This is a genomic window from Streptomyces sp. NPDC018947 (genome assembly GCF_044390505.1).
GTDB lineage: Bacteria > Actinomycetota > Actinomycetes > Streptomycetales > Streptomycetaceae > Streptomyces.
Genome location: NZ_JBIRZD010000010.1, coordinates 1 through 19,287, shown reverse-complemented (window position 1 = coordinate 19,287; position 19,287 = coordinate 1). Strand labels below are relative to the sequence as shown.

The following is a 19,287-nucleotide window of genomic DNA, read 5'->3' as shown; positions in this document are numbered from 1 at the left end:
GCGTGTCGGCCGGTGGGCTCAGTAGCCGTCGAGGCTCGACGACTGGCGCATGCCCTGCCCCACGCCGAAGTCGGTGTTCCGGAAGAGAATGCTGGTGCTGCGCAGGGCCTCCTTCTCGGAGGACAGGCGCGTCATCAGGTTCTGGACCTGCTCACCCCAGGTCTTGTGCGCCTTCTTCAGGGCTCCCGAGGTGATCCAGCCGTCACCGTCCTTGGCCGCGAAGGCCTTGACGGCGGCGCCCGTGGAATCGTCGGCCCAGTCGCCGGCCTTGCGGGTGTCCGGCTCGAGATGGTCCTCGATGGCCTTGGCGGCGGCCTTCTTCTGCGCCGGACTCGACGCGAGGTCCTTCTGGCCTCCGAAGACGGGCCCGGGTCCACCCTGATCGGCCGGGTACTGATTCAGTTGCATGCCGACCGGCCCGGGCCCACCGCCGTACCGCTCTCCGACAGACTCCGCCATGACTTCCTTGCCCCCGTCCGACGTGCTTGGAATGCACGCGCCACCCTAACAACTCGTGTGCTGTACAGGGATCATGGGCCCGCAAGGGGCCCGAGGGCGACCTCCGTCAGTACGTCTCCTCCGCCACGAGCCCCGTCTGCACCAGCGGCCGCCCCCGGCGGCGCGAGACGAACACGCCCCGCCCCGCCGGCATCGGCCTCGGCCGCACGCCGCCCAGGACGTCCCCCTCCGTCGGGTCGCCCGCCAGGACGACGCCCTGGGCCCCCAGCTCCTTGATGCGCTGCATGAACGCCTCGTACGAGGCACGGCTGGCGCCGGCGGTGGATCGCGCGATGATGAAGCGCACGCCGACGTCCCGGGCGAACGGCAGCAGCTCCGTCAGGCCGCTGAGCGGGTTGCCGCTCGACGTGGAGACGAGGTCGAAGTCGTCGATGACCACGAACACCGTCGGGCCCCGCCACCAACTGCGCTCCCTGAGCTGCTGAGCGGTCACGTCGGCGGTCGGAGTGCGGCGCTTCATCAGGTCGGCCAGGGCCACCATGTGGTGCTCCATGGCGTTGGACATGGGGATGTACTCGGCGAGGTGCGAGTCCGGGGTCACTCCCAGCAGGGAACGCCGGTTGTCGACGACGAACAGCTTGCACTCGTCACCGGAGTAGCGGGTGGTGAGCTGCTTGATCAGCAGCCGGAGCAGGTTCGACTTGCCGGACTCGCTCTCGCCGAAGACGAGGAAGAACGGATCCTGGTCGAAGTCGACGAACACGGGCTCCAGGTTGTCCTCGTCGAGGGCGAACGCGACGCCCCGCCTCGGGAAGCGGTTGCCCGGGGGCAACTGCTCCGCAGGGAACTCGCGCGGCAGCAGACGCACCGCGGGCGCCCCCGCCCCCTGCCAGTGCCGGGACACCTCGGCGGACAGCGCGGCCGTGGCGTCCGCGAGGTCCGTGTCGGACGTCAGGCCGTCGATGCGGGGCACCGCGGCCATGAAGTGCAGCTTCTGCGGTGCCTGGCCCCGGCCGGGCACCCCGGTGGGCACGTTCGCCGCGACCTTCCGGTCCAGCTCGGAGTCCATCGTGTCGCCCAGACGCAGCTCCAGCCGGTTCAGCAGGCTGTCCTTGAGCGCGGAACGGACCTCCATCGAGCGGGAGGCGGAGAGGACCAGGTGAACGCCGTAACCGAGACCACGGGCGGCGATGTCGAGGATCACCTGATCGAGCGCCTCGTACTCGGTACGGAAGTTGGCCCAGCCGTCGATGACCAGGAAGACGTCACCCCACGGCTGGTCGGTGACCGAGATGTCGCCGCGGGCACGCCGGGTCCGGAACTCGGCGATCGAGGAGATGCCCGAGGACCGGAAGTACTCCTCGCGACGGGTCAGGACGCCGTAGACCTCCGCGACCGTACGCCGGACCTTCTCCGGGTCCAGGCGCGAGGCGATGCCGCCGACGTGCGGCAGCCCGGCCACCGCGGCCATGCCGCCACCACCGAAGTCCAGTCCGTAGAACTGCACTTCGTACGGCGTGTGCGTCAGTGCGAACGAGCAGATCAGTGAACGCAGCAGCGTCGACTTGCCGGACTGCGGACCGCCCAGGATCTGCATGTGGCCGGCGGCACCCGAGAAGTCCACCCACAGCGGGTCGCGGCGCTGCTCGTAGGGCTTGTCGACGATGCCGACGGGGACCACGAGCCGGCCGGCCCCCTCGTAACCGGGCTGGGTCAGACCCCGGCCCTCCACGGCGGTGAGCCCCGGCAGCAGAGAGTCCAGCGACGGCGGGCTGTCGAGAGGCGGCAGCCAGACCTGGTGAGCCGCCGGTCCCTGGGCCTCCAGCCGGCGCACGACCACGTCCAGCACGGTGTCCGCGAGCGCGTCGTCCACCTCGCCGGCGCCGTCCGCCGAGCTCTCGCCCTGCCGCGGCGCCGGCACGTACTGCACCGGCACCTCCGCCGCGGTGAACAGAACCGGCCGCCGGTCCTGGGGGAGCAGGCCGTCCCCGGCCCCGGCGCGCTGCGGGCCGGAGCGGTAGACGCCGGAGACGTACGCGGCCTTGAACCGGACCATCTCGTCGGTGCCGAACTTCAGGAAGCCGGAGCCGGGAACGTTCGGCAGCTCGTACGCGTCCGGCACACCGAGCGCCGCCCGCGACTCGGCGGCCGAGAAGGTGCGCAGACCGATGCGGTAGGACAGATAGGTCTCCAGACCACGCAGCCGGCCCTCCTCCAGCCGCTGCGAGGCCAGCAGCAGGTGCACGCCCAGCGACCGGCCGATGCGGCCGATCTGCACGAACATGTCGATGAAGTCGGGCTTGGCGGTCAGCAGCTCGCTGAACTCGTCGATGACCAGCAGCAGCGAGGGGATGGGCTGCAGCGGCGCACCGGCCGCCCGCGCCTTCTCGTAGTCGTGGATGTTGGCGTAGTTGCCCGCGTCGCGCAGCATCTCCTGGCGGCGGTTGAGCTCACCGCGGATGGAGTCGCCCATGCGGTCCACGAGGGTGAGGTCGTCCGCCAGGTTGGTGATCACGGCCGCCACGTGCGGCATCTGCGCCATGCCCGCGAAGGTCGCACCGCCCTTGAAGTCCGCGAGGACGAAGTTCAGCGTCTCGGAGGAATGGGTGACCGCGAGACCCAGCACCAGCGTTCGCAGCAGCTCGGACTTGCCGGAACCCGTGGCACCCACGCACAGGCCGTGCGGACCCATGCCCTCCTGGGCCGCCTCCTTGATGTCGAGCATCACCGGACGGCCGTCCTCGCCGACGCCGATCGGGACCCGCAGCCGCTCCGCCTGGGAACGCGGCCGCCAGGTGCGCCGGGTGTCGATGGAGGCCGCGTCGCCCAGGTTGAGCAGGTCGGTGAACTCCAGGTTCGCCAGCAGCGGTTCGTCGTCGTCGCCGCCCGAGGCCATGCGCAGGGGCGCCAACTGCCGGGCCAGCGCCTCCGCGGACTCGTACGACAGGACGTCGGGCGTGCCCTCGTAGACGACGCCGTGCGCCGACTCCAGTCGCAGCGAACGCGGCCGTACGAGGACGGACAGGTCGCCGTGGGCTCCGGACGGCTCGCCCTCGGTCAGCTCGACGACCGTCACCCCCTGCAGGCCCTCGGGGCCGGCCAGCAGGGAGTCCGGCGGGAGGGAGACACCGTCGAGGACCACGACGATGTGCGGGGCGTCCGGCAGCGGCCCCGCGTTCGGGTGGAAGCGGGGGCGTCCGGTCAGCCGGGAGGACAGGAGGTCCTCGAGCTCACGGGGGTCGCCGCTGATCAGGCGACGGGACCCGGCGCCGTCCGCGACGCCGGGAAGCTGCACATGCGGAAGCCACTTGGCCCATTCCCAGTGCCCCACCGCGTCCCGGCTCGCCGCGACCGCGACGACCAGGTCCTCGGGGGAGTGCAGAGAAGCCAGCGCACCGGTCAGCGCCCGTGCGGAGGACCGTACGGACTCCGGCTCACCGCCGAGAGTGACGTAGTAGAAGGCGCGAAGGGAGACCGCCATCGGCAGGTCTTCCAGGGTGCTGTGGGCCGCCACGAACCGCTGCATCGCGCCCGCGGTGAGCGGCTCGAGCTGGTCGACCGGGCCGGTCTCGGGAGCGACCAGCGGGGTGGCCAGGGACTGGGGGCCGAGGCCGATGCGGACCTGGGCGAAGTCCTCGTCGCCCGGCCGCCGTTCCCACACGCGGCTGCCCTCGGCGACCAGCGCCCACAACTGCTCCGGAGAGGGGTGGAGGTAGTACTGGGCGTCACGCTGCGCCCTCGCCGTCGCCACGGTGGTCCGGCGGGTCTGCGAGAGGTAACTCAGGTAGTCCCTGCGGAGATCGGCGAGCTGACCCTGGGAACCGCGGCGGAAGCGGACCACCATCGCGATCGACATGGCGATCGTCGACGCGATCATCACCATGCCCATGATGCGCATGAACGGCTGCCCGCTCGTGAAGAAGAAGACGACCGAACCGCCCATGCCGAGTGTCGGCAGCAACTGCATCAGGACGCTCTCCTGATGCCCCCGAGGCAGTTCGGGCGGCGGCTGCACGACGACCTCGCCCGTCGGGACCTCCGGCGGCAGCGCCCGCGGCGGACGCTTCACGACGATCTGGCTCACTGCTCACCAATCCCCTTGCCGGCCCGCCGGATTTCCGTCCGCCACCCCGTGTCAGGCGGACGAGGGCCGCCGCGCGATCCTACTGATCTCATCACACACCGACGGACGGTAGGGTGCCGGATGTTCGCGTGAGCACACGCGAACCCGGGCGGATGTATGGGGCATTCCGTGAGATGTGGTCCGGTACGTCGAGGCCGGGCCCGGTCGGACGGCCTTCCGTCCGTCCCGCACCGCCCAGTCCTGCGGCGGACGCCCGGAAACAGGCGCAGGACCTTCACACCGCAGACACAGCAGTACCGAGGGGGAGCAGCAGGTGAGCATGACGGCCTCCACAGCGGCCACCGGCACGGGCGGACCGGGCCGGGCAGCCCCTTCGGGGGCGGTGACGGGCCTCGGTTTCTGCCGGGTCACCATCGTCGCGCCCGACAGCCGGATCGACGTGGCACTGCCCGACGACGTACCGGTCGCCGACATCTACCCCGAGATCCTCCGGCTCTCCCGGCAGACCGCCGCCGAGGGCGCCCCCGTCGGCTACCACCTCGTCCGGCGCGACGGCACCGTACTCGACAGTGCCCGGTCCTTCGCGGCGCAGCGGATCGTCGACGGGGAACTCCTCACCCTGCGGCCCTTCGCGGAGTCGCTGCCGCCGGCCGTCTTCGACGACGTCTCCGAGGCGGTCGCGTCCGCGGTGACCCGCGACCGCTCCCTGTGGCACGGCGACCTCACGCGCGCCGCTGGTCTCGTCGGCGGCGGAGTGCTCCCGGCGCTGCTCGCGTTCGTCGCCTGGAGTGCCGACCCGCGACACGACATGCACAGCCTGCCCGGCATCCTGGCGGGCGTCGCGGGACTCCTCCTCGTCGTCCTCGCCTGCGTCCGCGCCCGCGTCTACGACGACCGGGCCGCGGCCATCGCGCTGGGCCTCGGCGCGCTGCCGAACGTCGGTGTGGCGGGCTCCGGTCTGCTCTCGCTCTCCGAGGGGCAGGGCATCGGCAAGCTCCAGTTCCTGCTCGCCGCCGCGGCGTTGCTCGTGGCCTCGGTCATCCTCGCGCTGTGCTCCCCACGCGGCGACGGGCCGTTCGTCGCCTTCGCCACGACCTCCGGGGTCACTCTGGCCGCCACGTTCGCGGCGCTCCTGAGGAGTTGGGAGCCGGCCGAGATCGCCGCCCTGTGCGCGCCCGTCGCCGTCGGCGCCCTGGCCTTCCTGCCCGGCATGTCCATGCGCTTCGCACGTCTGCCCATCGGGTTCGAGGCACCGAACTCCGCACCGCGCGGCGGATACGGCGCCGACCCCGAACCCCCTGAGCCGGTGGACGCCGAACGCATCGAGGCCCAGGCCCGGCGCGGCCACGAACTCCTCGTCGGCCTTGTGGGCGGCTGCGCGCTGCTAGCGGTCGGCTCCGCCCTGGTGCTCAGCTTCTCCGACGACATCTGGGCGCAACTGCTGGCACTGGCCACCGGAATCGCCCTGCTGATGCGTGCACAGCTCTTCCGCTACACCGCGCAGGTCGCCACCCTCCTGGCCGCGGGACTCGGCTCCCTGGTCGCCCTCGGACTCGGTCTGGCGCTCAACCCGCCGGACGCTCTGTTCAAGGCCGCGCTGGCGGGAGACCGGACCGACCTCGACGTCCGTACGATCTGGCTGGTCGCCGCCATCGCGCTGGCCGCCGCGCTGATCACCACCATCGGTCTGGTGGCCTCGCGCAGCGGGCTCACGCCGTTCTGGGGCCGCTTCCTGGAGATCGCCGAGGGCTTCTTCCTGCTGACGCTGGTGCCGCTGGCACTCGCCGTCTTCGACGTGTACACGACCGTGCGGTCGATGACGGGCTGACGTGCCGCACCCGGTTCCACGCCCCGGGGCGCGCGCGTCGCACAGCGCCGCGCGTCCGCCGTCGCCGTCGCGGCACCAGGTGCTGCGCTCCACCGGGTGAGGACGGGCCGGGCGGTCACGACGTGCGTCCGAGCCCGGCCGGCCCCACGGAACGCGTCAACTCCCCAAGCGGAAAGGCACTTTCGAGTGAGCTTCGGTCCACCTCCCTCCATGCAGCCGCCGACCCTCCCCTCGACCCCGCCCGCGCCGCCCCGCAAAAACGTCCGCCGCCGGGCGCTGACGGCACTGCTCGCGGTCGTCCTCGCGGCTGCCGTCGGCACGGGGGGCTGGCTGCTGTGGCGCGACGGGGACGACACGGACCGGAGTCCGGGCGGGCAGCCATCCGCCCAGGATCGTCTCGACGTGCGCGAAACGGTCGAGAAGCGCCCCGCGAGCACGACCGGCCAGATGGCCTTCCGGTTCTCCGTGGACGACATGAACCCCGGCGAGCACGTCGAGATGCCCGGCATGTGGGCCACCGGCAAGATCCTGGCCAAGGGCATCAAGGGAACGATGGCCGGCTACCGCCTCGGCACGGACGCCGAGGTCGGTGACGAAGCATGGAAGACCGCTCTAGGCGGTCAGATCTGTGGCTACACGCGCCATGTGAGCGGAGACAACCGCACGGCCGTCCTCTTCGGTGAGAGCAACCGGGAGAACGCCTTGTGCAACCGCGTCGCCTTCATCGACCTCGACGACGGCCGCAAGGTCTGGGAACACGACTTCCCCGTCTCGGGAGCGGGACCGTCCCAGACGCCCCCCGACGGCGCCGACGCCCAGGACCGGCCGAGCGTGACTCTCACCCACGGCGTCGTGGCCGTCACCTGGGGCGGCGGCACCATCGGGTACGACATGGACCGGGGGGCGAAGCGCTGGAGCACCACGGTCGCCGGCCGCTGCCAGGACATGGGCGCCGCCGGCGGACGCGCACTCCTCGTCCGTGAGCAGTGCTGGAGCGCCGACGACAACCCGACCGCCGAGTACTGGCAGCGGGTCACCTACAACGTGCGCAAGACCGACCCGGCCACGGGCCGCACCCTCTGGTCGTACGAGGCCCCCGAGGGAATCCGGGACCTCAGCGTGCCGTCCACCGAACCCGCCGTGGTCGCCGTGGCCGGCGGGGAGACCGAGATCACGGAACTGATCTCGCTGGACGGCAAGGGCAAGTTCCGCTCCACCATCCGGCTGGGCGACGGCACCTACGTCGGTGAGTGCTTCTACGGCGACTACCTCGTCGTCGACTACTGCCCGACGATCACGGTCGGCGCCGGCCAGGCCTTCCTGCGCAGCAAGGACCAGCCGGAGAAGCAGACCTCCAACTGGGTCATCGGCTTCGACCTGGCGACCGGCGACACCACGACGAAGTTCGACTCGGGCGCCGGCTCACTGCTCTATCCCGTGCGGATGAGCGGCGACCGGCTCCTCGCCCTGCGCCTCAGCGACGACCGCATCGCGCCGAACGCGCTGGTCGCCCTGGACCCCGGCACGGGCGAGGAGACCCCGTACTTCTACTTCGGCGTACCGCTGGAGGGCGAGACGATCACGGCGCCGGAGGTCAACGACGTCGTCGTCCAGGACGGGCGGATCTTCTTCGGTGCCAGGGCCGCGAACGGCCCCGGCGGCACCGAGAAGGAGTGGACCTACCTCGTCCTGGGCATCGGGAGCGACGCCGTGAAGAAGCCCTGAGCGGCTTCCCGCATCACCCCACCCCCTCCCCGGGCGCGGCCTCCAGATCGAACTCGCCGTCCCGCGCCCCCAGCACGAACGCGCGCCACTCCGCCTCCGTGTACCGCAGTACGGTGTCCGGGGCGAGGGACGACCGCATGGCGACCGCGCCGGCGGGGAGGTAGGCGATCTCGACCCGCTCCTCGTGCTCCTCGGTGCCGGGCGCGCTGTGCCATTCGACGCCGGAGATGTCGAGGGAGTACAGCTCGTCCCTCTCCCGCTCCTTGCGTGCCTTGAGTTCCCTGTCCTCGGCGTCGGCCATCGGGCTCGGTCCTTCCTGGGTGCCAACGGGATGCGCGGCCACCCTACGTCCGGGGTTTCCCCCAGGTCAGCGGTTCGCCGATGTCCGTACCGGCGAGAGTGACCGGCGTGGTCACGGCGGCCGGCGCGTCGTCGCCGGGCCCGGCGGAACACGGCGTCCTTCCAGGCTGGTACGCTGTGTGACGGCCGTTTGTGTACGCGCCCCCGGAGCCAGGTGCCCTGGAGGCCGCGCCCAGCGGATCCCCGCCTTCCGAGTCACGGAAGATCCCCCGAGACGCAGACCGGGGGCACTCGAAGGCCAGTCACAGACCAAAGAGGAGTACGCGTGTCGCTCGACGCCGCCGTCAAGAAGCAGATCATCTCCGAGTTCGGTACCAAGGAGGGCGACACCGGCTCCCCCGAGGTCCAGGTCGCTCTGCTGTCCCGTCGGATCTCCGACCTGACCGAGCACCTCAAGACCCACAAGCACGACCACCACTCGCGCCGTGGCCTGCTGATCCTGGTCGGTCAGCGCCGTCGGCTGCTGCAGTACCTCGCCAAGAAGGACATCCAGCGCTTCCGTGCGCTGGTCGAGCGCCTCGGCATCCGCCGTGGTGCGGCGGGCGCCAAGTAAGACGCCGTGGAGGGAGCGGTTCCCATCGTTCGGGGGCCGCTCCCTTTGCTGTACGTGCGAGGTGTCACCGCCGCTTTGTAGTGTGGTAGCACAACACAGGACGTACGACACAGCGTGAGGTGCCTCCCGCACGGGCGGAGCACAGCACGCGCAACGAACGAAACGAGGAGGAGCGCGCCTCGCCGCCGCCGGTCCTCGGTAGTGGCCCCCGGGGAAAGAGCCCCGGGTGCTTCGATCGAAGACCGGCCCGCACAGGACGGAGCGCTTCTCCGCCACCGTCCCCCCGCCACACGGGCGAGGAGGGACGAGGACGAGGAGAAAACACTAGTGGAGAACGAGACCCACTACGCCGAAGCCGTGATCGACAACGGCGCGTTCGGCACCCGCACCATCCGCTTCGAGACGGGCCGCCTGGCCAAGCAGGCCGCCGGCTCCGCCGTGGCGTACCTGGACGACGACACCATGGTGCTGTCGGCCACCAGCGCCTCCAAGAACCCCAAGGACCAGCTCGACTTCTTCCCGCTCACGGTGGACGTCGAGGAGCGGATGTACGCGGCCGGCAAGATCCCCGGCAGCTTCTTCCGCCGCGAGGGCCGGCCGTCCGAGGACGCCGTCCTCACCTGCCGCCTCATCGACCGCCCGCTGCGCCCGTCCTTCAAGAAGGGCCTGCGCAACGAGATCCAGGTCGTCGCCACGGTCATGGCGCTGAACCCCGACCACCTGTACGACGTCGTGGCGATCAACGCCGCCTCCGCGTCGACGCAGCTCGCCGGCCTGCCCTTCTCCGGCCCGATCGGCGGCGTCCGCGTCGCGCTGATCCGCGGCCAGTGGGTGGCCTTCCCGACGCACACCGAGCTCGAGGACGCCGTCTTCGACATGGTCGTCGCGGGCCGCGTCCTGGAGGACGGCGACGTCGCGATCATGATGGTGGAGGCCGAGGCCACCGAGAAGACCATCAAGCTGGTCGAGGGCGGCGCCGAGGCGCCCACTGAGGAGGTTGTCGCCGCCGGTCTGGAGGCCGCGAAGCCCTTCATCAAGGTGCTGTGCCGCGCCCAGTCCGACCTCGCCGCCAAGGCCGCCAAGCCGACCGGCGAGTTCCCGATCTTCCTCGACTACCAGGACGACGTCCTGGAGGCGCTGACCGCCGCGGTCAAGCCCGAGCTGGCCCAGGCGCTCACCATCGCCGGCAAGCAGGAGCGCGAGGCCGAGCTGGACCGCGTCAAGGCGCTCGCCGCCGAGAAGCTCCTGCCGGAGTTCGAGGGCCGCGAGAAGGAGATCTCCGCCGCGTACCGCGCGCTGACCAAGTCCCTGGTCCGCGAGCGCGTCATCAAGGAGAAGACCCGCATCGACGGCCGCGGTGTCACCGACATCCGCACCCTGGCCGCCGAGGTCGAGGCCATCCCGCGGGTCCACGGCTCCGCCCTGTTCGAGCGTGGCGAGACCCAGATCCTGGGCGTCACCACCCTCAACATGCTGCGCATGGAGCAGCAGCTGGACACCCTCTCCCCGGTGACCCGCAAGCGCTACATGCACAACTACAACTTCCCGCCGTACTCCGTCGGCGAGACCGGCCGCGTCGGCTCCCCGAAGCGCCGCGAGATCGGCCACGGCGCCCTCGCCGAGCGCGCCATCGTGCCGGTGCTGCCGACGCGCGAGGAGTTCCCCTACGCGATCCGCCAGGTGTCCGAGGCCCTCGGCTCCAACGGCTCGACGTCCATGGGCTCGGTCTGCGCCTCCACCATGTCGCTGCTGAACGCCGGTGTGCCGCTGAAGGCCCCCGTCGCCGGTATCGCCATGGGCCTGATCTCCCAGGAGATCAACGGCGAGACGCACTACGTCGCCCTCACCGACATCCTCGGTGCGGAGGACGCCTTCGGCGACATGGACTTCAAGGTCGCCGGCACCAAGGACTTCGTCACCGCCCTCCAGCTCGACACCAAGCTGGACGGCATCCCGGCCTCCGTCCTGGCCGCCGCCCTCAAGCAGGCCCGTGACGCCCGCCTCCACATCCTCGACGTGATGATGGAAGCGATCGACACGCCGGACGAGATGTCCCCGAACGCGCCGCGGATCATCACCGTGAAGATCCCGGTCGACAAGATCGGTGAGGTCATCGGCCCCAAGGGCAAGATGATCAACCAGATCCAGGAGGACACGGGCGCCGAGATCACGATCGAGGACGACGGCACGATCTACATCGGTGCCGCCGACGGCCCGGCCGCCGAGGCCGCCCGCACCACGATCAACGGCATCGCCAACCCGACCATGCCCGAGGTCGGCGAGCGCTACCTGGGCACGGTCGTCAAGACGACCACCTTCGGCGCGTTCGTCTCCCTGCTGCCCGGCAAGGACGGTCTGCTGCACATCTCGCAGATCCGCAAGCTGGCCGGCGGCAAGCGCGTGGAGAACGTCGAGGACGTGCTCGGCGTGGGCCAGAAGGTCCAGGTCGAGATCGCCGAGATCGACTCCCGCGGCAAGCTCTCCCTGATCCCGGTGATCGAGGGCGAGGAAGCCGGCGAAGAGAAGAAGGACGACGCCGACCAGTGACGTCCCGTGGCTCCCAGGCGACGGCCCGCACCTCCTCGGAGGCGCGGGCCGTCGCCCGTACCCAAACCCTCATCAAGGGCGAGAACGGCATCGGCACGGTCCGCAAGACCACCCTCCCGGGCGGGCTGCGCATCGTCACCGAGACCCTGCCCTCGGTCCGCTCGGCGACCTTCGGCATCTGGGCGCACGTCGGCTCCCGCGACGAGACCCCGGCCCTGAACGGCGCCACCCACTACCTGGAGCACCTGCTCTTCAAGGGCACCTCCCGCAGGTCCGCCCTGGACATCTCCGCCGCCCTCGACGCGGTCGGCGGCGAGATGAACGCGTTCACGGCCAAGGAGTACACGTGCTATTACGCGCGCGTGCTCGACACCGACCTGCCGCTCGCCATCGACGTCGTCTGCGACATGCTGACCGGGTCCCTGATCCGTGAGGAGGACGTCGACGTCGAGCGCGGGGCCATCCTCGAAGAGATCGCCATGACCGAGGACGACCCCGGCGACTGCGTGCACGACCTGTTCGCGCACACGATGTTCGGCGACAGCGCCCTCGGCCGTCCGGTCCTCGGCACGGTCGACACGGTCAACGCGCTCACCGCCGACCGCATCCGCCGCTTCTACAGGAAGCACTACGACCCGACCCACCTGGTCGTCGCGGCCGCGGGCAACATCGACCACAACAAGGTCGTACGCCAGGTCCGCGCCGCCTTCGAGAAGGCCGGCGCCTTCAAGGACCCGGTGGCCGCGCCCGTCGACCCGCGCGCCGGGCGGCGCACCATCCGCGCCGCCGGCCGCGTCGAGCTGGTCGGCCGCAAGACCGAGCAGGCGCACGTCATCCTCGGCATGCCGGGTCTGGCCCGCACCGACGAACGCCGCTGGGCCCTGGGCGTCCTCAACACCGCCCTCGGCGGCGGCATGTCCTCCCGCCTCTTCCAGGAGGTCCGGGAGAAGCGCGGCCTGGCCTACAGCGTGTACTCGTACACGTCGGGGTTCGCCGACTGCGGCCTCTTCGGCGTGTACGCGGGGTGCAGGCCCTCCCAGGTGCACGACGTGCTGAAGATCTGCCGCGACGAGCTCGACCACGTCGCCGAGAACGGGCTGTCCGACGAGGAGATCGCCCGCGCCGTCGGCCAGCTCCGAGGCTCCACGGTCCTCGGCCTGGAGGACACCGGCGCGCTGATGAACCGCATCGGCAAGAGCGAGCTGTGCTGGGGCGAGCAGATGTCCGTCGACGACATGCTGGCCCGGATAGCCTCGGTCACGCCGGACGACGTGCGCGCGGTCGCCCGCGACGTCCTGGGACGCCGGCCGTCGCTCTCGGTCATCGGCCCGCTGAAGGACAAGCAGGCGGCCCGGCTGCACGACGCCGTCGCCTAATCCCTGTCGGTAAGGAAGCAACAGACATGAGCAAGCTGCGCGTGGCCGTCCTCGGCGCCAAGGGCCGTATCGGCTCCGAGGCGGTGCGGGCGGTCGAGGCCGCCGAGGACATGGAACTGGTCGCCGCCCTCGGCCGCGGCGACTCGCTGGACACCCTGACCACCACCGGCGCCCAGGTCGCGGTCGAGCTGACCACGCCCGCGTCGGTCATGGAGAACCTCGAGTTCTGCGTGCGCCACGGCATCCACGCCGTCGTCGGCACGACGGGCTGGACCGACGAGCGCCTGGCCCGGCTGAGGGGCTGGCTCGACGCTTCCCCGCAGACGGGCGTGCTCATCGCGCCCAACTTCTCCATCGGCGCCGTACTGACCATGAAGTTCGCGCAGATCGCCGCCCCGTACTTCGAGTCCGTCGAGGTCGTCGAGCTGCACCACCCGAACAAGGTCGACGCCCCCAGCGGCACCGCCACCCGCACCGCACAGCTCATCGCCGAGGCACGGCAGAAGGCAGGCGTCGCCCCGGCGCCCGACGCCACTGCCACCGCCCTGGACGGTGCCCGCGGCGCGAACGTCGACGGTGTCCCGGTGCACGCGGTCCGCCTGCGCGGCCTGCTCGCCCACCAGGAGGTCCTGCTCGGCGGCGAGGGCGAGACCCTCACCGTCCGGCACGACTCGCTGCACCACAGCAGCTTCATGCCGGGCATCCTGCTGGGCGCCCGCCGGGTGGTGTCCGCCCCGGGCCTCACCTTCGGCCTGGAACACTTCCTGGACCTGGGCTGAAGGACATGCGCGCGAAGATCTCCTACGTCATCACGGCCGCCGTCCTGGTCTTCTACTTCGCCCTGGTCGGCAGCCGCGGCGTGATGCTCATCGAGGCCGGCACACCCCTCACCGTCGCCCTCGGCGTCGCGGTGCTGATCCTGCCGGTGATCGGGGTGTGGTTCCTGTGGAAGAACACCCAGTTCGTCCGCCGCGCCAACCAGCTCGCCGCCGAACTCGACGCCGAGGGCGGCCTGCCCGTCGACGAGCTGAGGCGCACCCCCAGCGGCCGCATCGACCGTGGCTCGGCCGACGAGGTCTTCGCCCGCCGCAAGGCCGAGGCGGAGGCGGCTCCCGACGACTGGCGGAGCTGGTTCCGGCTCGCCGTCGCCTACCAGGACGCCCGTGACACCCCGCGCGCCCGCAAGGCGATGCAGCGGGCGATCGCCCTGCACGACCACCAGCGGGTCGAGACGGCCTGAGAGACCCCGGACAACGCCGATGGCCCGGTCCCGCGGACAGCGGACCGGGCCATCGGCGTCTCGCCTCTCCCGCTCAGCCCCGCCGGTACTCGTCGGCCCACGCCTCCACCGTGTCGGCGGCGCGGTCGAAGGCCTCGGGACGGGCCAGGAAGTCGGCGTTGTGGGTGGTCATCAGCGCGGGCACGGCCGCAGCGGACCGGCCCTGACGGTGCAGGAGCAGCGCCTGCCCCTGCACCGTGCGCGGCAGTCCCAGCCAGCGCACCGGCTGCTGCACCGTCCGCACGTCGGCGACCTGCTGCCAGGCCACCGTGCGGGTGGTGAAGAACCCCACCTGCCGCACACCGTGGGCGCTCACCCACACGCCCATGCGCAACAGCCTCAGGGCGCACACGATCACGACGAGCGCGACACCGAAGACCGTCGCGGCCGAGGAGAGCGAGCCCGTCGCCCCGATGATGACCGCCGCGAACAGTACGAACGAGGCGAGCAGCAGCATCAGCGCCGCCGTCCCCACACGCCAGGGCCCCGGCCGGTACGGCCGACGCCACTGGTCGCGGTCGTCGTAGGGCAGCGCGACGTCCTCGGCCGCGTCGAAGGCGCGGTCGGCCGTCAGGAAGGGCAGGGGCACGGCTGGTCCTCACTCGATCCATGGCGTGTGCTGTGCCCGGTGAGGCTACCGATCCGTGTCCGCGGTCACCACCCTCGGGCCCCCGGATGGAGTCAGGACCGGCCGGGGCCGCGTCAGCGCCCGTCGGATGCCTGCGACTGCTGCTGCTGGGGCGAGGGCTGGTGGGCCGACAGGGCGGGCATCCCGATCAGCAGGGACCCCACGATCCCGGCGACCACGGTGAGCCCCAGCAGCCAGCGCCCGGCCAACTGGCCGACGGACGCCCGCTCACGGGGCGGGGGAGTGACATTGCTGCGGAACCTGTCGGCTTCGGCGACGAAGGCGAACGGCACGGGTTCACGCCGGCGGATCATCGGAGGTGCGTCTCCCTTCGGGGATCGAGCGAAAAAATCGTTCTCGCTCATACAGACGAACGAACGCCCCCGCTGGTGCCCAGTTTCACCGACTTCATTGCGGCACGGCCGCGAACGCCCCGTTTGGCGGCACGTAGAGTGGCCTCGCCAAGCGACGAGATGGGAAGGCCCTCCACCCGTGACCGACACCCCCGCCGACGATTTCAAGATCGACCTCCGCAGCGACATCACCGTCGAGCTGGTCAAGAGCAGCGCGACCGACTCCGACGTGCTGTTCGCCGCCCGCGTCTCGACCGTCGGGGAGCAGTCCCTGGACGAGCTGAAGAAGGACCCGGAGCGCTCGAAGGGCCTGATCAACTACCTGATGCGGGACCGGCACGGCAGCCCCTTCGAGCACAACTCGATGACCTTCTTCATCAGCGCCCCGATCTTCGTGTTCCGCGAGTTCATGCGGCACCGCGTCGGCTGGTCCTACAACGAGGAGTCGGGCCGCTACCGGGAGCTCCAGCCGGTCTTCTACGTGCCGGGCGCCGAGCGCAAGCTGGTCCAGCAGGGCCGTCCGGGCAAGTACGTCTTCGTCGAGGGCACCCCCGAGCAGCACGAGCTGGTGAGCCGGTCGATGGAGGACTCCTACCTCCAGGCCTACCGGACGTACCAGGAGATGCTCGCCGCCGGCGTCGCCCGCGAGGTGGCCCGCTCGGTGCTCCCCGTCGGCCTCTACTCGTCGATGTACGCCACCTGCAACGCGCGCTCGCTGATGCACTTCCTCGGCCTGCGTACCCAGCACGAGCTGGCGAAGGTGCCGTCCTTCCCGCAGCGGGAGATCGAGATGGTCGGCGAGAAGATGGAGAAGGAGTGGGCCGAGCTCATGCCGCTCACCTACGCCGCCTTCAACGCGAACGGGCGCGTGGCGCCGTAACGCGCTGCGCTCGCAGGACCGGGCACAGATGTACGCATCAGCCGCCCGAAGTGTCCCGATTGCGACGTTTCCAGAAGTTCATCTAGCCTGATCAAAGGGACCCGGCACTGCTTGAACCCCCGAGCAGGCAGTGCCGGGCTCCACCTTCTCCTCCGACCTGCCGCCTCCCCCGAGGGCAGACCCGGCCCTGAGCAACGAGTAGCGTGTAACCCATGGCTCCGACCTCCACTCCGCAGACCCCCTTCGGGCGGGTCCTCACCGCCATGGTCACGCCCTTCACGGCGGACGGCGCACTCGACCTCGACGGCGCGCAGCGGCTCGCCGCCCACCTGGTGGACGCAGGCAACGACGGCCTGATCATCAACGGCACCACCGGCGAGTCCCCCACCACCAGCGACGCGGAGAAAGCCGACCTCGTACGAGCCGTCCTGGAGGCCGTCGGAGACCGCGCCCACGTCGTCGCCGGGGTCGGCACCAACAACACCCAGCACAGCATCGAGCTGGCCCGCGCCGCGGAGCGCACCGGCGCACACGGCCTGCTGCTGGTCACCCCGTACTACAACAAGCCCCCGCAGGAGGGCCTGTACCGCCACTTCACGGCCGTCGCCGACGCCAGTGAGCTGCCGGTCATGCTCTACGACATCCCCGGCCGCAGCGGCGTCCCGATCAACACCGAGACGCTGGTCCGCCTCGCGGAGCACCCGCGGATCGTCGCCAACAAGGACGCCAAGGGCGACCTCGGCCGCGCGAGCTGGGCCATCGCGCGCTCGGGTCTCGCCTGGTACTCCGGCGACGACATGCTGAACCTGCCGCTGCTCTCCGTCGGCGCGGTCGGCTTCGTCTCGGTCGTCGGCCACGTCGTCACGCCCGAGCTGCGCGCCATGGTGGACGCCTTCGTCGCCGGTGACGTGCAGAAGGCACTGGAGATCCACCAGAAGCTGCTCCCGGTCTTCACCGGCATGTTCCGCACCCAGGGCGTCATGACCACCAAGGCCGCGCTCACCCTCCAGGGACTGCCCGCGGGACCGCTGCGCGCGCCCATGGTCGAGCTGACGGCGGAGGAGACCGAGCAGCTCAAGATCGATCTTGCTGCCGGCGGGGTACAGCTCTGACAACAGACTTCGCACGATCGCACCACCGGGTGCCGTGACGGCTTCACAACTGAATAAGCAGGCCCACCGGTGCCTGCACCCACCCTGACAACTGCTTCTGCACGAACGTCACGCGCGCCACGTGCCCCACCGGTACGTGGCGCGTGTGGTTGAGGAGAGTCTTTTGAGTCATCCGCATCCTGAACTGGGCCGTCCCCCGGCGCTCCCCCAAGGCGGCCTCCGGGTCACCCCGCTGGGAGGGCTGGGCGAGATCGGTCGCAACATGACGGTCTTCGAGTACGGCGGCCGCCTGCTGATCGTCGACTGCGGAGTGCTCTTCCCCGAGGAGGAGCAGCCCGGAATCGACCTGATCCTGCCGGACTTCTCGTCCATCCGGGACCGTCTCGACGACATCGAGGGCATCGTCCTCACCCACGGCCACGAGGACCACATCGGCGGCGTCCCCTTCCTGCTGCGCGAGAAGCCGGACATCCCGCTGATCGGCTCCAAGCTGACCCTCGCCCTGATCGAGGCCAAGCTCCAGGAGCACCGCATCCGCCCGTACACCCTCGAGGTGGCGGAGGGGAACCGCGAGCGCGTCGGTCCCTTCGACTGCGAGTTCATCGCGGTCAACCACTCCATCCCGGACGCGCTGGCCGTGGCGATCCGCACCCCCGCGGGCATGGTCGTCCACACCGGCGACTTCAAGATGGACCAGTTGCCGCTGGACAACCGCCTCACGGACCTGCACGCCTTCGCGCGGCTGAGCGAGGAGGGCATCGACCTTCTCCTCACCGACTCCACGAACGCCGAGGTCCCCGGCTTCACCCCGCACGAGCGGGACATCTCCAACGTCCTGCGCCAGGTCTTCGCCGGCGCCCGGAAGCGGATCATCGTGGCCAGCTTCGCCAGCCACGTCCACCGCATCCAGCAGATCCTGGACGCCGCGTACGAGTACGGGCGCCGGGTCGCCTTCGTCGGCCGTTCCATGGTCCGCAACATGGGCATCGCCCGTGACCTCGGCTACCTGAAGGTCCCGCCGGGGCTGGTCGTGGACGTCAAGACCCTCGACGACCTGCCGGACAACGAGGTCGTCCTGGTCTGCACGGGCTCGCAGGGCGAACCGATGGCCGCCCTGTCCCGCATGGCCAACCGGGACCACCAGATCCGCATCGTCGAGGGCGACACGGTCATCCTGGCGTCGTCCCTCATCCCGGGCAACGAGAACGCGGTGTACCGCGTGATCAACGGCCTGACCCGCTGGGGCGCCAACGTCGTCCACAAGGGCAACGCCAAGGTGCACGTCTCGGGCCACGCGTCCGCCGGCGAGCTGCTGTACTTCTACAACATCTGCCGCCCGAAGAACCTGATGCCGGTCCACGGTGAATGGCGCCATCTGCGGGCCAACGCGGAACTCGGCGCCATGACCGGCGTCCCGCACGACCGCATCGTCATCGCGGAGGACGGCGTCGTCGTCGACCTCGTCGAGGGCAAGGCGAAGATCTCAGGCAAGGTCCAGGCGGGATACGTGTACGTCGACGGCCTCTCCGTCGGCGACGTCGGCGAGCCGGCGCTGAAGGACCGCAAAATCCTCGGCGACGAAGGCATCATCTCGGTCTTCGTGGTCATCGACGCGTCCACCGGCAAGATCACGGGCGGCCCGCACGTCCAGGCCCGCGGTTCCGGCATCGAGGACTCGGCGTTCGCCGACGTCCTGCCCCGGATCACGGAGGCCCTGGAACGCTCGGCCCAGGACGGGGTCGTCGAACCCCACCAGCTCCAGCAGCTCGTGCGCAGGACCCTCGGCAAGTGGGTCTCGGACAAGTACCGGCGCCGGCCGATGATCCTCCCTGTGGTCGTGGAGGTCTGACGGACCGTCGGCCCGACGGCCGTGTGAACCAGGAGCGGGGCGCCACGATTTGCATCGGGGCGCCCCGCTCCAGTACGTTTACATCTCCGCTCGGACGGGCACCCGAACCACTTCGTGGATCGGAGCCGCCCCGGAGGGTGGAAATTCCGGCTCAGAATCTCTGATAAAGTCGGAACCGCCGGAAAGGGAAACGCGAAAGCGGGAACCTGGAAAGCACCGAGGAAATCGGGTCCGGAAAGATCTGATAGAGTCGG

Annotated in this window: 15 protein-coding genes; 10 read left to right on the top strand and 5 right to left on the bottom strand. The window is 70.5% G+C overall.

Going from position 1 to position 19,287, the window contains the following annotated elements; all coding sequences use genetic code 11:
- Positions 1-18: 18 nt before the first annotated feature.
- Together ACH499_RS19785 and eccCa are read right to left on the bottom strand one after the other, a co-directional pair.
- Positions 19-459, bottom strand: coding sequence for a hypothetical protein (locus tag ACH499_RS19785; RefSeq protein WP_399017228.1), 441 nt, complete (start codon positions 457-459; stop codon positions 19-21).
- A gap of 106 nt (positions 460-565) precedes the next feature.
- A complete protein-coding gene (gene eccCa, locus ACH499_RS19780) occupies positions 566-4,543 on the bottom strand; it encodes a type VII secretion protein EccCa (protein ID WP_399017226.1) in 3,978 nt (1,325 codons plus the stop codon).
- A gap of 319 nt (positions 4,544-4,862) precedes the next feature.
- Here eccCa and eccD point away from each other — a divergent pair, with 319 nt between their 5' ends.
- Complete coding sequence (gene eccD, locus ACH499_RS19775) at positions 4,863-6,371, top strand: type VII secretion integral membrane protein EccD (protein WP_399017224.1); 1,509 nt, start codon at positions 4,863-4,865, stop codon at positions 6,369-6,371.
- Between the two features lie 210 nt (positions 6,372-6,581).
- Positions 6,582-8,096, top strand: coding sequence for a PQQ-binding-like beta-propeller repeat protein (locus ACH499_RS19770; protein WP_399017222.1), 1,515 nt, complete (start codon positions 6,582-6,584; stop codon positions 8,094-8,096).
- 13 nt (positions 8,097-8,109) lie between these two features.
- On the opposite strand, the gene ACH499_RS19765 is transcribed toward ACH499_RS19770, so the two are convergent.
- Complete coding sequence (locus ACH499_RS19765) at positions 8,110-8,397, bottom strand: DUF397 domain-containing protein (RefSeq protein WP_356200929.1); 288 nt, start codon at positions 8,395-8,397, stop codon at positions 8,110-8,112.
- Between the two features lie 324 nt (positions 8,398-8,721).
- On the opposite strand from ACH499_RS19765, the gene rpsO reads away from it, so the two are divergent.
- The 5 genes from rpsO to ACH499_RS19740 all read left to right on the top strand — a co-directional run bounded on the left by rpsO (position 8,722) and on the right by ACH499_RS19740 (position 14,172).
- Positions 8,722-9,009 carry a 30S ribosomal protein S15 gene (rpsO, locus tag ACH499_RS19760; RefSeq protein WP_006130415.1) on the top strand — a complete coding sequence of 96 codons (288 nt, stop codon included), beginning with the start codon at positions 8,722-8,724 and terminating at the stop codon, positions 9,007-9,009.
- A 327-nt stretch (positions 9,010-9,336) separates the two neighbouring features.
- Positions 9,337-11,556, top strand: coding sequence for a polyribonucleotide nucleotidyltransferase (locus ACH499_RS19755; RefSeq protein WP_356200931.1), 2,220 nt, complete (start codon positions 9,337-9,339; stop codon positions 11,554-11,556).
- The gene (locus ACH499_RS19750) at positions 11,553-12,932 is read left to right on the top strand and encodes a M16 family metallopeptidase (protein WP_399017218.1); all 1,380 of its coding nucleotides are present in this window, start codon (positions 11,553-11,555) and stop codon (positions 12,930-12,932) included. The genes ACH499_RS19755 and ACH499_RS19750 overlap by 4 nt, the downstream gene beginning before the upstream one ends.
- Positions 12,933-12,958: 26 nt before the next feature.
- Positions 12,959-13,711 carry a 4-hydroxy-tetrahydrodipicolinate reductase gene (gene dapB / locus ACH499_RS19745; RefSeq protein ID WP_399017216.1) on the top strand — a complete coding sequence of 251 codons (753 nt, stop codon included), beginning with the start codon at positions 12,959-12,961 and terminating at the stop codon, positions 13,709-13,711.
- 5 nt (positions 13,712-13,716) lie between these two features.
- Positions 13,717-14,172: a hypothetical protein gene (locus ACH499_RS19740; protein ID WP_399017214.1), complete on the top strand. Its 456-nt coding sequence runs from the start codon at positions 13,717-13,719 to the stop codon at positions 14,170-14,172.
- 73 nt (positions 14,173-14,245) lie between these two features.
- On the opposite strand, the gene ACH499_RS19735 is transcribed toward ACH499_RS19740, so the two are convergent.
- Together ACH499_RS19735 and ACH499_RS19730 are read right to left on the bottom strand one after the other, a co-directional pair.
- Positions 14,246-14,800 (bottom strand): hypothetical protein, encoded by a 555-nt coding sequence (locus ACH499_RS19735; protein WP_399017211.1) that lies wholly within the window; start codon positions 14,798-14,800, stop codon positions 14,246-14,248.
- Between the two features lie 113 nt (positions 14,801-14,913).
- Positions 14,914-15,153 carry a hypothetical protein gene (locus ACH499_RS19730; RefSeq protein WP_356200937.1) on the bottom strand — a complete coding sequence of 80 codons (240 nt, stop codon included), beginning with the start codon at positions 15,151-15,153 and terminating at the stop codon, positions 14,914-14,916.
- Between the two features lie 178 nt (positions 15,154-15,331).
- Here ACH499_RS19730 and thyX point away from each other — a divergent pair, with 178 nt between their 5' ends.
- The 3 genes from thyX to ACH499_RS19715 all read left to right on the top strand — a co-directional run bounded on the left by thyX (position 15,332) and on the right by ACH499_RS19715 (position 19,033).
- Positions 15,332-16,072 (top strand): FAD-dependent thymidylate synthase, encoded by a 741-nt coding sequence (gene thyX, locus ACH499_RS19725; protein WP_356200939.1) that lies wholly within the window; start codon positions 15,332-15,334, stop codon positions 16,070-16,072.
- A 212-nt stretch (positions 16,073-16,284) separates the two neighbouring features.
- Positions 16,285-17,184: a 4-hydroxy-tetrahydrodipicolinate synthase gene (gene dapA / locus ACH499_RS19720; RefSeq protein ID WP_399017209.1), complete on the top strand. Its 900-nt coding sequence runs from the start codon at positions 16,285-16,287 to the stop codon at positions 17,182-17,184.
- Between the two features lie 163 nt (positions 17,185-17,347).
- Positions 17,348-19,033 carry a ribonuclease J gene (locus ACH499_RS19715; RefSeq protein ID WP_399017206.1) on the top strand — a complete coding sequence of 562 codons (1,686 nt, stop codon included), beginning with the start codon at positions 17,348-17,350 and terminating at the stop codon, positions 19,031-19,033.
- Positions 19,034-19,287 lie beyond the last annotated feature (254 nt).

Coding starts and splice junctions, on each gene's coding strand:
- ACH499_RS19785 (WP_399017228.1), bottom strand. CDS start 459: ATGGCGGAGTCTGTCGGAGAGCGGTACGGCGGTGGGCCCGGGCCGGTC.
- eccD (WP_399017224.1), top strand. CDS start 4,863: ATGACGGCCTCCACAGCGGCCACCGGCACGGGCGGACCGGGCCGGGCA.
- ACH499_RS19770 (WP_399017222.1), top strand. CDS start 6,582: ATGCAGCCGCCGACCCTCCCCTCGACCCCGCCCGCGCCGCCCCGCAAA.
- ACH499_RS19765 (WP_356200929.1), bottom strand. CDS start 8,397: ATGGCCGACGCCGAGGACAGGGAACTCAAGGCACGCAAGGAGCGGGAG.
- dapB (WP_399017216.1), top strand. CDS start 12,959: ATGAGCAAGCTGCGCGTGGCCGTCCTCGGCGCCAAGGGCCGTATCGGC.
- ACH499_RS19740 (WP_399017214.1), top strand. CDS start 13,717: ATGCGCGCGAAGATCTCCTACGTCATCACGGCCGCCGTCCTGGTCTTC.
- ACH499_RS19730 (WP_356200937.1), bottom strand. CDS start 15,153: ATGATCCGCCGGCGTGAACCCGTGCCGTTCGCCTTCGTCGCCGAAGCC.
- dapA (WP_399017209.1), top strand. CDS start 16,285: ATGGCTCCGACCTCCACTCCGCAGACCCCCTTCGGGCGGGTCCTCACC.